Raw genomic sequence first — 18029 nt, 5'->3', positions numbered from 1 at the left:
GTATGAAGGTTGTTATTCAAAGAGTTTCTGAAGCTTCTGTCAAAATTGAAGGTGAAATAGTTGCTCAAATAAGAGCTGGTTTTCTAATTCTCGTTGGAATTGAAACCGAAGACACCGAAGAAGATTTACTTTATTTAGTATCGAAAATCATTGGCTTACGTATTTTCAACGATCAGAATGGGGTGATGAACCTTTCTATAAAAGAAGTTGATGGCGAAATTTGTGTGGTAAGTCAATTTACTTTGCACGCTGCCACCAAAAAAGGCAACCGACCTTCCTACATAAAAGCTGCCAAAGCAGATCTATCAATTCCCCTTTACGAATCATTCTTAGAGCAATTATCTAAAGAACTTGGCAAAGAAATTCCAAGTGGACAATTTGGTGCTGATATGACAGTAGCACTTGTCAATGATGGTCCAGTTACTATTTTGATTGATAGTAAGAACAAATAAAGTTCTCCAACTTTTATTCAAACTAATTTATTTTCCACTTACAGAAAGATCAAAGCGCTCTGCTTTATCCTGATCAGCAATCACTTTGAGTATACTGCGCTATCTCAATTATAAATATTCCCGAAGTCTTTCAATCATGCAATTTTGACTTATTCTAATTTTATAAGTCATTTTAATCGTTATCATTATTTCAATTTCTCTTTTAAGAAAAGGATAGAAATGGATACAAGCTTTTGCAAACTGGCGAAGCAAATTCTTTTTTATGACTTTGCGGCGCAAAAGGTATCAGAAAAATTGGGAATATAAACTCTGACTTTTACCCAAAACATAATTTCTTAGGAAGCAGAAGTCGTTCTAGAGTAAGGATTGCCATAAAGACTCAAATAATATGTAGTGCCCAAGTTTGATTAAAATAGTTTTCGAATATTGTTAATATTTTCTAAATATTTTGTACTCTTGTTATTCAAATCTAAATGATGAGATCCTACCTATTTTTATTTCTATTCTTTACTGTTCATTTTGTATCTGCTCAGAAAGATGAGTACAGCTTTTCTAAGATTTCCGACTCGTTAAAGACTAATGCTAACTCTGTTATTCGCAATCAAAAAGTTGATATTACTATATTGTCGCAACGCAAGATGAATATTAAAACTTTGAGAGTTGTGACAATCTTAAATGAATTGGGACAGAATTCTATCAATGCTGAGGAACATTATAATAAAGCAACTTCGCTACGCAATATTGAAGCGGTGATTCTTGATGCGAACGGCAAGGAAATAAAAAAAATCAAACAAAAGGATTTTAAGGATGTAACGGCCGCGGGAGGAAGTACACTATTTTCGGATAGTAGATATATATATTTGGATTATACACCAATCGTTTATCCTTTTACAGTTGTCTACACGAGTGAGGTGGAAACTTCTACTACTGCTTTTATACCGCAATGGTTTCCAATCGATAATTATATGTGCAGTGTAGAAAAAAGCACCGTAAATCTAGTTTATCCTATTGAATTAGGGTTTAGGAAAATGGAATTAAATTTTGAAAATTATCCCATAAAAAAGGCGCAAGATATTGATGGTCAATTGTCATATGTGATGACAAATATGCCTGCTTTAAAACGAGAATCGTACAGCCCTTCGGTACTGTCAATTTTTCCGCGCGTAATGATGAGCTTGAATAAATTTCACTTAGAAGGTGTGGATGGAGAAGCAAGTACGTGGATAGAATTTGGAAAATGGTATTCTGAAAAGGTGCTTGAAGGTACTACTGAATTGCCTGCAGAAACGATTTCAGCAATAAAAAAGTTGGTAGGCACGGAGAAAGATCTTGTTGAAAAATCTAAAATTGTTTACAATTATGTTCAGCAAAAGTCGAGATATGTGAGTATTCAAGTGGGAATTGGCGGATGGAAACCAATGCTTGCAAAAGATGTAGACCGACTGGGCTATGGCGATTGCAAAGCGCTAAGTAATTATACGAGAGCACTTCTTAAAGAAGTGGGAGTAGAATCTTATAACACTTTGTTGTATGGTGATAGAGATAAACGAAATTTAGAAAAAGATTTTGTTTCGATGCAAGGAAATCATATGATTTTGGCAATTCCACACAACAATAATTATATCTGGCTCGAATGCACTAGTCAAGATGATCCATTTGGATATCAAGGAATCTTTACTGATGATCGTGAGGTTTTGGTAGTAAAACCTACTGGAGGCGAAATAGTTCGAACTCAAAATTATGCTGATAAGGAAAATATACAGTTTAGCAAAAGCAATTTTGAGCTTTTCGCTGATGGTTCTATGACTGGTAAAACTGAAATTGAATCGAAAGGGTCTCAATATGCTAGAAAGGTGCGATTGGAGAAATACGTTCCTTTAGAAATTGAAAGATATTATAAAGATTATTGGAGCTCAATTCCAAATTTAAATTTGTTAAGCACCAAATTTGAAAATGATAAGAAGAAAATAAGAAGCACTGAAAACGTTTCGATTAGTAGTCAAGGATATGGCAAACTCTCTGGAAATTCATTGATTTTTAATGTAAATGCATTTAATATGTATCAAGATAATGTCCGTCGCGTTCGAGGTCGAAAGACGCCTTTTGAAATAGACCGAGGATTTTCTGATTACGACGAGACAGCTATTAGCATTCCATCTGGCTACACGATAGAATTTCTGCCTACCGCTATAGAGATCAAAGGTAAATTCGGAACTTATAAATCTGAAATTATTAAAACAGATAATACAAATTTGGTCTATAAAAGATCGTTACTTCTAAACCGAGGTCTTTATCCAAAAGAAGAATTTGATAATTACAGACAATTTCTTGATGATGTTGCTCGCAACGATAACGCTAAAATTATTTTAACTAAGTAAAATCCCATTCTATGAAATATATAAAAAATGTATTGCTATTTGTGCTAATGATGACGGCTGTTTCAGCAAGTGCACAGAGGTATAATTTAGGCAAAGTTACAGTCGAAGAATTGCAAGAAAAGCAACATCCAAACGATACTACGGCCGCAGCGGCAATATTATTTAAAAAAGGTTTAGTTACTTTCCGCTATGACGACATTGATGGCTTTGTGATGATAACAAATGTAAAAGCCAAAATAAAAATATATAAAAAAGAAGGCTATGATTGGGCAAACCATGCGGTAGATTTCTACACGGTTAGTCAAAGTCGTGATAAGTTGTCATTTCATAATGTGGCAACTTACAATTTGGTTAACGGGAAAGTTGAAAAAACGAAGATGAAATCTGATGGCGAATTTACAGAACAAGTAAATAAATTTTGGGGTCGTAAAAAAATTACTTTACCTAATGTTAAGGAAGGCTCTATTCTAGAATATGAGTATCAAATAGAATCTCCAAGAATCGGAGTTTTTGATGACTGGAAATTTCAATATGGTATTCCGGTAAATTATTCAGAATTTGAAACGGTTGTTCCTGAATATTTTTATTATAAATCTATGCAAAGAGGTACTATAAATGTAAAAAAAACAACTGCATCGGTGGTAAATGGGGCGAGCAAAGATCAGTACGCAGATATTATTACAAAATATACTGTAGAAAACCTTCCTGCAATGCGAGATGAATCTTTTGTAAATAATATTAATAACTACAGACTTTCGGTTTCGCACGAATTGACCTCCGTCCAATATCCTCGCCAATTGCGAAAATTGATTTCTACGGATTGGGAAGCTCTAGTAAAAACAATTTATGACCACTCAGATTTTGGAATGGAATTAAATAAAACTGGTTATTTTGAAGATGACTTAAATCTAGTTTTAAAGGGGCTTATTTCCTCAGAAGATAAAATAGCAGCGATTTTAGCATTTGTGAAAAGCAAAGTTAAATGGAATGAATATTATGGATATACTTCTAATGATGGCGTTCGTGCAGCATACAAAAATGGATCAGGCAATGTGGCCGAAATAAATTTGATGCTTACAGCTATGCTACGTTATGCCGGATTAGATGCCAATCCAATTTTAATTAGCACCAGATCAAATGGAATTCCGATTTTTCCGAGTCATTCTGCATTTAACTATGTAATTGCAGGTGTCAATTTATCAAGTGGACTTGTTATGCTTGATGCAACCGAAAAATATTCATTGCCTAATATTCTTCCGATGCGTGATTTAAATTGGTTAGGAAGAATGATCAGAAGAGACGGAACATCTGTAGAAGTTGATTTAATGCCAAACATTCCCGCCAAAGAGGTGGTAAATATGCAATTTTCGATTGATCCGCTTGGAAAAATAAATGGTGTTATTCGCTCGCAACTAACAAATCACGAAGCTCTTAATTATAGAGACAATTATTTAAATCTAAACGAAGAGAGCTATTTAGATAATTTGGAAGGACGAAACAGCAATATTGAAATTAATAAATATGCTAGGCAAAATTCAAACGATCTTACCCAACCTATTATAGAAACATATGAATTTTTAGATTCAAAGAGTTTAGAAGTTATAAATGACAAAATTTATGTAAGTCCACTGTTATTCTTAGCTCTCGGCGAAAACCCTTTTAAGCAATCAGTGCGTACATATCCAATAGATTTTTCGTATCCCAATCAAACAAAGTACAATATTATGATTGATATTCCAGAGGGCTATACGGTAGAAACACTTCCAGAAATGGCTAGTATTGTAACCGGTGAGGGGATGGGAAGTTTTAAATATGTTATAGGTGTAAACAACAATAAAATTCAAGTTGCAATGAATCTAGATCTCAACACATCTATTATTTCACCTAAATACTACGATGTAATTAAGTATTTCTTTCAGACCTTTGTAGATAAACAGAACGAGAAAATCGTTTTAAGAAAAATCTAGATATGGACATTCAGAATTCGCAGTTGGCAGTAGATACGTGGATTAAAGAACATGGTGTTCGCTATTTTAATGAGCTTACAAACATGGCGCAACTTACAGAAGAAGTGGGTGAGGTGGCGAGAATTATTGCTAGACGGTACGGAGAACAGTCAGAAAAAGAAAGTGATAAGAATAAGGATCTAGGAGAGGAATTGGCCGATGTGGTATTTGTTGTACTCTGTCTTGCCAATCAGACAGGAATTGATTTGCAGGCTGCTTTTGACAAAAAGTTGGATATAAAGACCAATAGAGATCATGAAAGGCATCAGAATAATGAAAAATTAAAATAGGCTTCGTATGAACTTATTTTTAAAGCATTGTTCTAAAATAAAGTTTGCCGAGATTGCTATTAGCGGAAGTAAATCTGAAACAAATAGAATGCTGATTCTTCAGGCATTGTTTCCGGAAATTCAACTAAAAAACAGTTCAGATTCAGATGATTCTCGAGCTATGACTTTAGCTTTGCAATCAGATTCTGATGTGATTGATATACATCACGCAGGAACGGCGATGCGATTTCTAACGTCCTATTTTGCAATTTTAGAAGGTCGCATGGTGATCTTAACAGGATCTGAAAGAATGCAACAGCGGCCTATTGAGAAATTAGTAGACGCTTTGCGCGAAATGGGTGCAGACATAGAATTTACGAATAATGACGGATTTCCACCAATTAAGATTGTTGGACAAAAGTTATCAGCTTCTAAAGTTTCGATAGATGCATCGGTTAGCAGTCAATTCATAAGTTCACTGATGCTAATAGGTTCCAAACTTCCGCGAGGTCTTGAGATTCAATTGCAAGGAAAAATAACTTCAAAACCATATCTTCAACTTTCAATTGATCTTCTCAATTCAGTGGGAATCGAAGCTGTCATGCGAAATGATAGCATTCTAATTTCGGCCAAAGAACAAATTGCAAAAACAGTTTTCGCGGTTGAAAGCGATTGGTCGTCTGCCTCATACTTTTATAGTTTTGTAGCCCTTTCTTCTTTCGGCGAAAGCCTAAAATTAAGCACTTTTAAAAAGAATAGTAGTCAAGGAGACAGTTCTTTAATTGAAATTTACAAAAATTTTGGAGTGCAAACTAGCTTTGAAGATGAAAGTATTGTACTTACAAAAATAAGCACTGATGATCCTGATTCGGATTTATTTTTTGATTTGTCAGATACACCAGATCTAGCACAAACTATTGTGGTTACCGCTTTAGGACAAAATAGAAACTGTATCCTTAAGGGACTTCATACTTTGAAAATTAAAGAAACCGATCGCCTTGTGGCACTTCAGGCTGAATTAACAAAATTTGGAGCGAGTGTAAATATTACAGAAAATTCTCTCGAATTGTCTTCGATACCCCGATTAAATAATAATGTTTTGGTACAAACATATCAAGATCATCGCATGGCAATGGCATTTGCTCCACTGGTTTTGCGAACCAATCTAAGCATCTCAGAATCAGAAGTTGTGACAAAATCCTACCCAAACTTCTGGAGTGACCTTTTTAAGCTAGGAATAATTGTCAAAGAAGTTGAATAATAAGGTTTATGCGTAAAAAATTCTAGATATAGCTGAGATTCGTTTAATAATTACTAAATAGATGGCAAAATACTTGACTTTGCCTAGTTGACGATAGTATCTTTGCAGTCTTAAAAAATATACATGAAACTATCTCATTTTCAATTTGATTTACCGTCTGAATTATTAGCTGAGTTTCCGTCAGAGAATAGAGACGAGGCAAGATTAATGGTAATTGATCGCAAAAAACAAACTATTGAGCACAAAATGTTTAAAGATGTCATCGACTATTTTGACGATGGAGATATTATGGTGCTTAATAATACAAAAGTTTTTCCTGCGCGTTTATTTGGTAATAAAGAAAAAACAGGGGCACGTATTGAAGTTTTCCTGCTTAGAGAATTAAATACTGAGCAAAGACTTTGGGATGTTCTGGTAGATCCAGCGAGAAAAATTCGAATTGGTAATAAACTTTACTTTGGTGATGACGATTCGCTTGTTGCTGAGGTAATTGACAATACAACCTCTCGTGGGCGTACATTGCGATTTTTGTACGATGGCTCTTACGAGGAATTTAGAAGTAAACTTACAGAACTTGGAGAAACGCCAATTCCAAAATACATCAATCGTGAAGTAACTCCCGAAGATGCTGATAGATATCAAACAATTTATGCAAAGGAAGAAGGTGCGGTAGCAGCTCCAACAGCAGGTTTGCACTTCTCGAAACATTTGTTAAAACGTCTTGAAATTAAGGGAATTAAATTTGCCGAAGTAACGCTTCACGTTGGATTAGGAACTTTCAATCCAGTTGAAGTAGAAGATTTGTCTAAACACAAAATGGATTCTGAGGAATTAAAAATAAATCAAGAAGCTGTAGATATCGTAAATGATGCTAAGGCTAAAAAGAAACGAATTTGTGCGGTAGGAACTACCTCTATGCGTGCGATAGAAAGCGCGGTTTCGTCGCAAAGAACGTTGAATACCTATGATGGATGGACAAACAAATTTATTTTCCCTCCTTACGATTTTAGTATTGCCAATTGTATGATTACAAATTTTCATACTCCAAAGTCAACACTTCTTATGATGGCTGCAGCTTTTATAGGGCACGACTTAATGAAGAAAGCATATGATATTGCAATCGAAGAAAAATATAATTTCTATTCTTATGGTGACGCAATGCTTATCATCTAATTTGAAATTTAGACTGTAAAAAAGATCCCGATTCGCAATTGATGTGAATCGGGATTTTTTGTGGAACATAATAGGTGATGCTATTCCACCTCGTAAACTAATCTTACGGTAATATTAGCAGTCTTGTTTTTTGAAACTGTATTGAATGATCCACCATAAGTAAAATCTTCAGATGAATTTTGACCTGTAATCTGAAAAACACCCATATCAGATTTTTTCAAATTGCCTAGTGAAGCACCCGCATTTTCGGCAATACTTTGTGCACGCGCTTTGGCATCTTTAGTTCCTTCGGCAATCATTTGAATTTTAAGCGCAGCGAGTTTTGTATAGTAATATTCTGGAGCATTTGAGTAGAATTCAATTCCGGAGTTAATTAAGTCACTTGATTCCCTGGAAATTTTTTCGGTTTTATCAACATTTTTCGATTGAACCGTCACCGTTTGAGTTAGATTATAACCTGTAAATATTTGCTCTTGAGTTCCGCCATTTTGATTATAGGTATAACGGTAATCTTTATTGAAGTTTACCGCCGAAAAAACTATTTCTTCTTCGGGAACTCCTTTTCCTAATAGATATGATTTTATTTGCTGTCTGTCTCTATCAATGGCGCCGTTAGCATCTTTGAGCTCCATACTTTTTTGTGAAAATGATGCACTCCAGACAATCAAATCTGAAGTAAAATCCTGATTTCCCGATCCCGTAACACTGATTGTGTTGCTGCTTTTATTTCGGTTGGTAAAAGCGTTTGTAAATAATAATGAAGCAATCAAGATCGATAATGCAATAATGCCGACACTAATGTAGTTTTTCATTCGGTATTTTTTGAAGTTTTATAAAGTCCATGCTGTTTGTCTGTATTTACTAAACGTACATTCTTATTTTTTCTTATTTTTACAAACATCAAAAAAATAGTATGGAATTTAAAAATACAAAATCTTTCGCAAAACAATGTGATCAAGAGGACAAATTACAGAAATATCAGAGTGAGTTTATATTTCCAAAAGTAAAAGGTGAAAAAGTGATTTACTTCACAGGAAATTCCCTCGGGCTGCAACCAACTCGGGCAAAAGCCTATGTTGATGAGGTGATGGACGATTGGGCAAACCTTGCGGTAGAAGGGCACTTTTATGCCAATAAACCGTGGTGGGATTATCACGAAAGATTTGCAAATCCTTTAAGTAAGGTTGTAGGGGCATTACCAGAAGAAATTACCGTAATGAATACTTTGACGGTCAACCTGCATTTGATGATGGTTACGTTTTACAAACCTACTCCTAAGAGATTTAAGATAATTTGCGAATCAAAAGCTTTTCCTTCTGATCAATATATGTTTCAAAGTCAGGTTTGCTTCCATGGATATAAACCATCTGATGCGATAGTAGAAATTGACAGACGGGAAGGAGAACATAATATTCGCCTTGAAGATGTTCTAGCAAAAATTGAAGAAGTTGGAGATGAACTTGCGTTGGTTTTGATTGGCGGAGTTAATTATTATACAGGACAGGTTTTTGATATCAAAACTATAACCGAAGCTGCACATAAGACCGGAGCGTACGTAGGTTGGGATCTTGCACATGCGGCGGGTAATATCAAGCTTGAATTGCATGATTGGAATGTTGATTTTGCGGCTTGGTGTTCTTATAAATATATGAATTCAGGACCAGGAAATGCATCGGGAGTTTTTGTACATAAAAGTCATCATACCGATAAAAGTCTAAATCGATTTGCAGGTTGGTGGGGACACAATAAGGAAAGACGCTTTAAAATGGAACCCAATTTTAATCCAGTAAATGGAGCAGATGGATGGCAAATTAGTAATCTTCCCATTTTATCATTAGCTCCATATTTGGCATCATGCGAAATGTTTGACGAAATTGGAATGGATGCATTAATCGAAAAAAGAGATAAAATTACTGCGTACTTAGAATTTATCTTACATGAAGTTGAAAAGGAGGTGGGAGGAAACTTCGAAATAATTACACCAAGTAATCCAACTGAAAGAGCTTCGCAATTATCAATCTTGCTTCATGGCGAAGGTCGTGCGTTGTTTGATTATTTGATGGAAAATGGTGTTATTACAGATTGGCGTGAACCAAATGTTATTAGACTTGCCCCTGTTCCGTTGTATTGCTCTTTTGAAGATATGTACAACTTTGGACAAATCTTGAAAGCTGGACTCGCTAAATAAATTTTTTTTTAAAAATTAATAAATTTACTATGAACAAAGAAAATAAAATAAAAAATTTTGATCCTTCTCAGCCAGGATTAGCGGATCAGAATATATTTGGACTGCCTTTTACTGCAGAAGAATGTGAAATTATCATTATTCCAGTACCTTGGGAAGTTACCGTTAGTTACGGCGCTGGAGCTTCGGACGGACCAGATGCTATTTTAGAATCATCGTTTCAGGTAGATTTACACCATCAACAATTTCCTGAATTGTGGAAACTCGGAATTTATTTAGATAAAAACAAACAGACAGAGGAGTGGGCCAGTCAAAGTAAGAGATTTAAAGCGTTGGCTCAGCCAATAATTAGTGCGTTAGAAAATGGAGAAGAAATCTCGAAAAAACCAAAATTGCAGGCTTATTTAGAAGATATCAATAAAGCTTGTAGTACCTTTAATTCAGAAGTGAAAGATCGTGTACTTTATTGGGCAAATCAAGGTAAGAAAGTGGTGCTTTTAGGTGGGGATCACTCCACACCTCTAGGATATTATCAAGCTCTAGCAACGATGCACGATGATTTTGGGCTATTACATCTTGATGCTCATATGGATTTGCGAAAAGCATACGAAGGTTTTGAAAATTCGCACGCATCGATAATGTACAATGCATTAAAGATTTCTCAAATATCAAAAATTGTGCAGGTTGGAATTAGAGATTTCTGTGAGCAAGAAGTTGAGGTTGCTCTAGCAGATAGAGTAGTAGTGCACACAGATATGGATATAAAGAGTGACAGCTTCTCTGGAATAACGTGGGATGAGCAGTGTGATATCATAATTGCGGCGCTTCCGCAAAAAGTAGCTATCAGTTTTGACATTGATGCACTTCAAGCTTGGTACTGTCCAAATACAGGTACGCCTGTTCCAGGAGGATTATCCTTTGAAGAAGCTACTTATTTGCTGAGTAAACTTGCCGATAGCGGAAAGGAGATTATAGGTTTTGACCTAGTAGAAGTTTCGCCAGGCGAGGACGACTGGGACGGCAACGTTGGATCTCGATTATTGTTTCATATGTGCGGAATTTTAGCAAAGAATAATAAAATGGCAGTAGGTAATAAAATTAATTTCAAAAGAAGTTAACAATCAAATAGATACATTTAGATCTGCCACTAAACATAATAATTATTGGTAGATTTTTTTCAAAAACAACATTCAGACACATTAGCGTTTGAGTCATTATCATTTCATATTAGATATATGCAGACACCATTAAAGATTGCAGTTGTAGGTTCAGGATTAGTAGGGTCTTTATTGGCAATTTATCTTAGAAAATACAATCACACAGTTCACGTTTTTGACCGGAGCCCAGATATTCGAAAGTTAAGTTTATCAGGACGCTCCATAAACCTTGCTGTGTCAGACAGAGGTTGGAAGGCGTTAGATTATGTTGGTATTGGCGATGCTATTCGTGATATCGCAATTCCGATGGATAAACGCGCTATACATACGGATGAGAATGTAAAGTTTCAATATTACGGAAAAGATGGCGAGGCTATTTATAGTATCTCCCGAGGTGTTCTGAACAGAAGAATGATCGATCTTGCAGAAGAAGCAGGTGCCGAATTTTACTTTAATACTAGAATTTGGGATGTTACACTTGCTACCGCTACTTTGCATATAGGTGAAAAGGAAGAAGGAGAATGGACTCCGTTAAAGTACGATATAGTCTTTGGTGCCGATGGAGCTTTTTCTAGAGTTCGTCATAGAATGCAGCGTCAAAATATGTTTAATTACCAGCAAAATTTTCTTTCAACTGGATATAAAGAATTAAATATTCCTGCAAATCCCGATGGAACTTATAAACTAAATAAAAACTCTCTGCATATTTGGCCTAGAGGCGAATATATGTTGATTGCGTTGCCCAATTTAGACGGAAGTTTCACATGTACGTTATTTATGCCGTTTGAAGGTCAGAATTCATTTGAAGAATTGACCGATGTGCGATCTGTAGAAAACTTTTTTTTAAAAAACTTTCCAGATACCATCAATGCAATTCAAAATCTTACCGAAGACTTCTTCAAGAATCCAACCAGCTCATTAGTTACTATGCAATGCTATCCTTGGACATACCACGACAAAGTTGCTTTGATAGGAGATGCTTGCCATGCAATTGTTCCTTTTTATGGTCAAGGTATGAACGCCGGATTTGAGGACATTAGTGTCCTTAACGAAATGATTGAGAAATATGGTGATGATTGGCTAAGAGTATTTTCAGAATATCAAATAAGTCGTAAACCAAATGCTGATGCAATTGCAGAGTTGTCGTATCGAAATTTTATGGAGATGAGTTCTGATACTGCAAGCGAGAAGTTTCTACTGCAAAAAGAAATCGAAAAACATTTCTCAGAAAAATATCCCGAAAAGTGGATGCCATTATACAGTCGAGTAACCTTTAGTCATCGGCCTTATTCTGAAGCTTTGACTATTGGAGATAAACAAGATCAAATTATGGATCAAATTATGAAGATAGACAACATCGAAAATATCTGGAAAACAGAAGAAATCGAGCAGAAAATAATTGAACTGCTCGAATCTTAATAACCTAATTATCAGCTTTTCTTGTAGCAGGTTTTATCATTACTCTCAGAGTGCTATCATTGCTAAAATAGCTTGATGCCCAATTAATAAAAGTAATTAATTTATTTTTCACACTAAGTATTAACATAAGGTGCACAAACATCCACGTTAACCATGCGAGTCGTCCCTGAAAACTAAAAGAAGGTAGATCAACTACAGCTTTACGTTTTCCAACTGTTGCCATTGATCCTTTGTCGTGGTATTCAAATTCTTCTAGAATTGTAGCGTGAGAAAGTTTTTTAAAATTCTTTGACAAAACCTTCCCTTGTTCTATTGCTACACTAGCAACTTGGGGATGTCCTGTTGGATATTTTGGAGTAGCCATCCAAGATATGTCTCCTATGGCATAAATATCGTCTAATCCTATTACGTCGTTGTAGCGACCTACGACCATGCGACCACCTCTTGTGTAAACTTCTTCAGGAAATCCTGCTACTTGATTTCCTGTAATTCCTGCCGACCAAATAACATTTTTTGCGGCAATAGATGATCCATCACCCAACAACACTGTGGTTCCATCATATTCTTTTACTAGCGTATTATTCATTACCGTGACGCCCATTTCGATTAAATATTCTTTGGCAGCTTTCTTGGAGTCTTCACTCATTACGTTCAAAACATTCGGAGCACTTTCAATGACGTAAATGGTAAGTTTTGAGAAATCTTTGTCTGGATAATCTTTAGGTAAGATGTTGGTTTTCATTTCGGCTAAAGCTCCAGCAAGTTCAACACCTGTAGGCCCGCCGCCAACAATTACAAAATTGAGAATTGCCTGCAGTTCATCGCCGCTTTTTGAAACAGCTTCCTCAAAAGTTTCTAAAATTCTGTTTCGAAGTTGTAATGCTTCCGGAACTGATTTCATCGGGAAAGCGTGCCTTTCCATCTCTTTATTTCCAAAGTAATTAGTTGTACAACCCTGTGCCATTACCAAATAGTCATAAGAGAAATCTCCGGCACTAGTACACAGTTTTTTCGCAGAAATATCCACACTTTCTACTTCTCCAATCCTTATACGAACATTTGTCGAATGCTGAAAAACTTTTCGCAACGGGAAAGCAATACTTGCAGGTTCCAGACGCGCTGTGGCTACCTGATACATTAAAGGTTGAAATTGATGGTAGTTGTTTTTGTCAATAAGTAGAATCTCGTATTTAGATTTTTCCAAATCTTGAGCCAATCGCAATCCTGCAAAACCAGCTCCCACAATAATTATTCTTTTTGATGAAGTCATAATTTGAAATTTTGTTCAAGTATTTAAATTTTAGTAGTATATCTATTCCAAATCTCGGTTTACATTATGGATAGAAAACGCCGGTGTACAAATTGACAAATATTCACATGCTTCATCAAACGGGTTGGAATATTGTACTTGAGCACCTCTACCGATTTTGATAGATTGTCCACTCTCTAATACTAACACATCGCCATCTACAATAAATTGTTTTCTACCTTTTATAATAAAAGTATATTCATCAAAATCTGGTTTCTGAAATGGCTCGGACCATCCAGGAGGAGCAATCATAAAGGCAATTGATAGATCTTTATTATTAGTTGTCGCAAGACCGTGGTGTTCCTCTATGTGTTTGCCGTCAGTTGTTGGAACAACAAAAGGCTTAGATTGAATAAAATAGTTTTTCATAAGTAATATTTTTTGATGGTAGCCAATGTAGATTTTATCTTAAAATTTAAAATTCGCGATAATATATCCAATTCAAAAGCAGCTTCACAAAACTTTAATTGATTGTGGTAACTCAACTTCATTAAATTAGATAGTTTTACGCTTTTACTTTCCCTTCATTAATTTGCTCATCACGCCAAAAAAGCCCCTTATAAAAGTGGCACTCGTTACAACTTTGATTACAGATTTTGCGGCCGGACTCATAGTTGTCTCACTCGAGGTGGATTTTTGAGGTTTTGCTTTCTCTTCTTGAGCCTGTTTCTCTTCTGCTGCAACCTCCATTTCAGAAATTTTCTTATTCAAAATTTCGTAAGCACTTTCTCTATCAATTACTTCACTGTACTTCCGAACTAGTTTTGACTTATGGTTTATTTCGTCAATCTCAGAAGTGGTAAGAATATCCATTCTGCTCTCTGGAGCTCTCATCATTACTGCCGCGAGTGGAGTGGGAATTCCTTTTTCATTCAGTACAGTGACCAGTGCTTCACCAATTCCTAAGGAAGTAAGAACTTCAGCCGTTTTATAGTAATCTGAAAGTGGGTAATTTTCTGCGGTCATCTTTATGGCTTTCCTGTCTATTGCAGTAAAAGCCCGCAGAGCATGCTGAATTTTCAATCCCAATTGCGCCAAAATTCCCGAAGGCACATCCATTGGATTCTGCGTTATAAAGAAAATTCCTACTCCCTTTGAGCGTATGAGTTTTACGATTGTCTCGATCTGATTTAGCAACGCTTTACTTGCTTCTTGGAAAATAAGATGCGCCTCGTCAATGAAAATTACAAGCTCTGGCTGTTCGGCATCGCCCTTCTCTGGCATCTGCTCATAAATTTCAGCCAGTAAACTCAGCATAAATGTTGAAAACAGTTTGGGTTTATCTTGAATGTCGGTGAGGCGAAGAACATTAACATAGCCTTGTCCTTTATCATTTATTCTCATTAAATCGTGGATATCAAATGATAATTCACCAAAGAAAATATCACCACCTTGTTGTTCTAATTCAATAATTTTTCTTAAAATTATTCCGGTCGTAGCCGTTGAGATTCTGCCATAATCCTTCTCAATTATAGACTTACCCTCTTCATTAATATAATTTAGAACTTTTTTGATGTCTTTTAAGTCTAACAGTGGCATTTTATGATCGTCACAAAATTTAAATAGGACAGAAACCACTCCACTTTGCGTGTCGTTTAAATCTAGAATTCGTGAAAATAAAATTGGACCAAATTCAGAAACTGTCGCGCGAAGTCTCACGCCATTTTGTTCACTGAGTGTCAGTAATTCGGTAGGAAAGGGTTGAGGCGTAAAAGGGAGGTTTAATTTTTGCATTCGCTCAGTAATAAAAGATTTCTCTTCTCCTTCCTTAGCAATTCCGCTAAAATCACCTTTTATATCCATCATTAATACCGGCACTCCCTGTGCGGATAATTGTTCAGACAATACTTGAATTGTCTTGGTTTTACCTGTACCGGTGGCGCCCGCAATTAGCCCGTGTCTGTTGAGTGTTTTTAAAGGAATGTTGACGCAAGCCTCCGATATGACTTCTCCGTCTAACATTGCAGATCCCAAAGTAATACTTCTGCCTTTGTGAGTGTAGCCTGAAATAATGTGCTTAATAAACTCTGCGGACATTTCCATATATGCGTGTTTTTAAAGTTAGGAATATAGTTTCGACACTGCAAGATACTTCAAAAATTGCTCAGCACTCTTAGCAGCTCTAATAAAATTATAATAGTGCCGTTATTGTTTGAGGTCAAGTTTGAAAATGGATTGCATTTCTATTGTTATTGCAATGTTTCGTATGTTACGGTAATGTTGTCACATCATAATAAAAGTAAAAAAAGTTTTTTTATATGAAGTAAAAATTTAAATTTGCTCCTATCAAAAAAATCAAACTGATAATTAAACATTAATCAAAAGAACATTAAAATTTACAAAAATGGCAAAAGTTAAAAAAGAAGTTGGTATTACAGGAGGAAATATATTTTCTTTAATTGTAATCGTTGCGTGTATCGGAATGGGAGCTTTGATTTGGAGATATATCATGGGTAATCCTGCTAACTTCGAAAATGGTGACAATACAGGACATCCTTTAGCGGGTAATCTTTTAGGGATGGTTTATAAAGGAGGAAAGATTGTACCAGTTCTTCTTGGTTTAGTACTTATGGTAGTTGTGTTCTCAATTGAGCGTTTCTTCGTAATTTCTAAAGCTACAGGTACAGGAAGTTTAGATAAATTTATGACAAAGGTACAAACAGAAATTAGCGCTGGTAATATAGAAGGTGCAATTGCTGAATGTGATAAACAAAAAGGTTCAGTTGCAAATGCAATTCGCTCAGCACTGATTAAATACCAAGAAGTTAAGAAAGAAGGTTTTGATAGTGAAAGTGCTGCTGAAACAATTCAAAAAGAAATAGAAGAAGCTACTTCTCTAGAAATGCCTATGTTGGAGAAAAATATGACTGTATTGTCATCTTTAGTATCTCTAGGAACATTAGCTGGTCTTCTAGGAACGGTAATGGGGATGATTACAGCGTTTGGTGCACTTGCTACTTCTGGAGCACCAGATCAAGCTGCGCTTGCAAATGGTATTTCTGAGGCACTTATTAATACTGCAACTGGTATTTTTGCTTCTGCATTAGCAATTATCTCTTACAACTTCTTTACATCTAAAATTGACGTTCTTACTTATGCAATTGACGAAGCGAGTTCTACAATTGTAAACACGTACAGACGTTCAAGAGGAAGCTTAAAAAACTAATTAAAAAATAATTTGAAAAATTGAGGTTATAAAATTATAGCCTCATTTTTTTCTAATTTTAAATATTTAAAATGGCTAAAGTAAAAACGAGAAATAATGCGACCGCTGTCGATATGACTGCGATGTGCGACGTTGCCTTCTTACTGCTTACTTTCTTCATCTTAACTGCAACCGCAAAACAACCAGAACCGTTGGCAGTAGATACACCAGTATCTAGTGTACAGACAAAGTTGCCAGATACTGATCTAGCAACAATTACTATCGGAAAAGGAAAAGTGTTCTTCGGCGTTGTAGGTGGAGATGTTAGAGTGCGAACGTTAGAATTAATGGGTGAAAAGTACGGAGTTACTTTTTCTGAAAATGAGAAGAAACGTTTTTCTCTTATCGAAGGATTTGGAGTCCCAATAGAACAGCTTAAATCTGTGATCGCGATGTCTAATACCGAGCGTATGGAAGAAGGATCACAAAGTACAATTCCTAAAGATTCTCTAAATAATCAATTAGCAGACTGGATTAGAAGCGCACGTCAAGCTAACATTGATTTGGCAGACAAGCAGTTACAATTTGCGATAAAAGGAGATGCAGAAGAGCAGTATCCTGAAATTAAACAAATTATTGATATGTTACAAGAGCAGAAAGTGAATAGCTTTAATCTGGTAACGGGCTTGAGAGGAAAAGATTTTTAAAAATAAAAAGATAAACAATGGCTGAATTAAATAGCGGAGGCGACTCTGGAAAAAAGGGCGGCAAAGTTAGAAGTAAAAAACTAAGTTCGAAAGTTGACTTAACTGCAATGGTGGATTTGGCATTCTTATTGATTACTTTCTTTATGCTAACTACCTCTCTATCAAAACCTCAATCTATGGATTTGGGTATGCCAGACAAAGATGAAAAAGTAGATACCGAATTCAAAGTCGATGAGAATCGTACAATGACCGTATTACTGGGGGCAGATAATCAATTGCAATATTATATGGGTATTATGAATACTCCTATGGCACCAGCAAAAATTGCTTATGGTAGAGATGGTTTAAGAAAAGAGTTAATTAAAAGAAAGGCGGAGGTTTTGCAGTATTCTACGAATAAAGGTAAACCAGAGCAAGGACTAATAGTTATTATCAAGCCGAGTAAGAAATCAAATTACAGAAACTTGGTTGATGTATTAGATGAAATGGCAATAGCAGATGTTCCTACATATGCAATTGTTGATATCTCGCCAGAAGAAGTGACTGTGTTAGAAGGTGGGAAATAATT

Annotated in this window: 16 protein-coding genes; 12 read left to right on the top strand and 4 right to left on the bottom strand. The window is 35.6% G+C overall.

The window, feature by feature from the left end; all coding sequences use genetic code 11:
• Window positions 1-2: 2 nt before the first annotated feature.
• From dtd to queA, 6 genes are all read left to right on the top strand, one after another.
• Window positions 3-452, top strand: a complete 450-nt coding sequence (gene dtd / locus SBO79_RS01300) for a D-aminoacyl-tRNA deacylase (RefSeq protein WP_318641239.1) — start codon at window positions 3-5, stop codon at window positions 450-452.
• A gap of 473 nt (window positions 453-925) precedes the next feature.
• Window positions 926-2830: a DUF3858 domain-containing protein gene (locus tag SBO79_RS01295; protein WP_318641238.1), complete on the top strand. Its 1905-nt coding sequence runs from the start codon at window positions 926-928 to the stop codon at window positions 2828-2830.
• An 11-nt stretch (window positions 2831-2841) separates the two neighbouring features.
• The gene (locus tag SBO79_RS01290) at window positions 2842-4797 is read left to right on the top strand and encodes a DUF3858 domain-containing protein (protein WP_318641237.1); all 1956 of its coding nucleotides are present in this window, start codon (window positions 2842-2844) and stop codon (window positions 4795-4797) included.
• Window positions 4798-4799: 2 nt separating this feature from the next.
• Window positions 4800-5126 (top strand): nucleotide pyrophosphohydrolase, encoded by a 327-nt coding sequence (locus SBO79_RS01285; protein ID WP_318641236.1) that lies wholly within the window; start codon window positions 4800-4802, stop codon window positions 5124-5126.
• 7 nt (window positions 5127-5133) lie between these two features.
• Window positions 5134-6366 (top strand): 3-phosphoshikimate 1-carboxyvinyltransferase, encoded by a 1233-nt coding sequence (locus tag SBO79_RS01280; protein ID WP_318641235.1) that lies wholly within the window; start codon window positions 5134-5136, stop codon window positions 6364-6366.
• Window positions 6367-6489: 123 nt separating this feature from the next.
• Complete coding sequence (gene queA, locus SBO79_RS01275) at window positions 6490-7539, top strand: tRNA preQ1(34) S-adenosylmethionine ribosyltransferase-isomerase QueA (RefSeq protein ID WP_318641234.1); 1050 nt, start codon at window positions 6490-6492, stop codon at window positions 7537-7539.
• Between the two features lie 80 nt (window positions 7540-7619).
• On the opposite strand, the gene SBO79_RS01270 is transcribed toward queA, so the two are convergent.
• Window positions 7620-8351, bottom strand: coding sequence for an SIMPL domain-containing protein (locus tag SBO79_RS01270; RefSeq protein ID WP_318641233.1), 732 nt, complete (start codon window positions 8349-8351; stop codon window positions 7620-7622).
• Window positions 8352-8452: 101 nt separating this feature from the next.
• Here SBO79_RS01270 and kynU point away from each other — a divergent pair, with 101 nt between their 5' ends.
• The 3 genes from kynU (at window position 8453) to SBO79_RS01255 (ending at window position 12300) form a co-directional block, all read left to right on the top strand.
• Entirely contained in the window at window positions 8453-9727 is a 1275-nt protein-coding gene (gene kynU, locus SBO79_RS01265; protein ID WP_318641232.1) for a kynureninase, read from the top strand.
• Between the two features lie 29 nt (window positions 9728-9756).
• Window positions 9757-10842 carry an agmatinase family protein gene (locus tag SBO79_RS01260; protein WP_318641231.1) on the top strand — a complete coding sequence of 362 codons (1086 nt, stop codon included), beginning with the start codon at window positions 9757-9759 and terminating at the stop codon, window positions 10840-10842.
• A gap of 117 nt (window positions 10843-10959) precedes the next feature.
• Entirely contained in the window at window positions 10960-12300 is a 1341-nt protein-coding gene (locus SBO79_RS01255; protein ID WP_318643379.1) for an FAD-dependent oxidoreductase, read from the top strand.
• Between the two features lie 4 nt (window positions 12301-12304).
• Here the strand turns inward: SBO79_RS01255 and SBO79_RS01250 are convergent, their stop codons facing one another.
• From SBO79_RS01250 to SBO79_RS01240, 3 genes are all read right to left on the bottom strand, one after another.
• A complete protein-coding gene (locus SBO79_RS01250) occupies window positions 12305-13570 on the bottom strand; it encodes an NAD(P)/FAD-dependent oxidoreductase (protein WP_318641230.1) in 1266 nt (421 codons plus the stop codon).
• Between the two features lie 42 nt (window positions 13571-13612).
• The gene (locus tag SBO79_RS01245) at window positions 13613-13978 is read right to left on the bottom strand and encodes a cupin domain-containing protein (protein ID WP_318641229.1); all 366 of its coding nucleotides are present in this window, start codon (window positions 13976-13978) and stop codon (window positions 13613-13615) included.
• A 144-nt stretch (window positions 13979-14122) separates the two neighbouring features.
• On the bottom strand, window positions 14123-15652 hold the full coding sequence (locus SBO79_RS01240) for a helicase HerA-like domain-containing protein (RefSeq protein WP_406600236.1): 1530 nt from the start codon (window positions 15650-15652) through the stop codon (window positions 14123-14125).
• A gap of 301 nt (window positions 15653-15953) precedes the next feature.
• On the opposite strand from SBO79_RS01240, the gene SBO79_RS01235 reads away from it, so the two are divergent.
• The 3 genes from SBO79_RS01235 to SBO79_RS01225 all read left to right on the top strand — a co-directional run bounded on the left by SBO79_RS01235 (window position 15954) and on the right by SBO79_RS01225 (window position 18027).
• Window positions 15954-16775 carry a MotA/TolQ/ExbB proton channel family protein gene (locus SBO79_RS01235; RefSeq protein WP_318641228.1) on the top strand — a complete coding sequence of 274 codons (822 nt, stop codon included), beginning with the start codon at window positions 15954-15956 and terminating at the stop codon, window positions 16773-16775.
• A gap of 71 nt (window positions 16776-16846) precedes the next feature.
• On the top strand, window positions 16847-17461 hold the full coding sequence (locus SBO79_RS01230; RefSeq protein ID WP_318641227.1) for an ExbD/TolR family protein: 615 nt from the start codon (window positions 16847-16849) through the stop codon (window positions 17459-17461).
• A gap of 17 nt (window positions 17462-17478) precedes the next feature.
• Complete coding sequence (locus tag SBO79_RS01225; protein ID WP_318641226.1) at window positions 17479-18027, top strand: ExbD/TolR family protein; 549 nt, start codon at window positions 17479-17481, stop codon at window positions 18025-18027.
• The last annotated feature ends 2 nt before the right edge of the window (window positions 18028-18029 follow it).

The sequence above is a fragment of the Flavobacterium ardleyense genome, from assembly GCF_033547075.1.
GTDB classification, from domain to species: Bacteria; Bacteroidota; Bacteroidia; order Flavobacteriales; family Flavobacteriaceae; genus Flavobacterium; species Flavobacterium ardleyense_A.
This window is presented reverse-complemented; position numbering and strand designations above follow the sequence as displayed.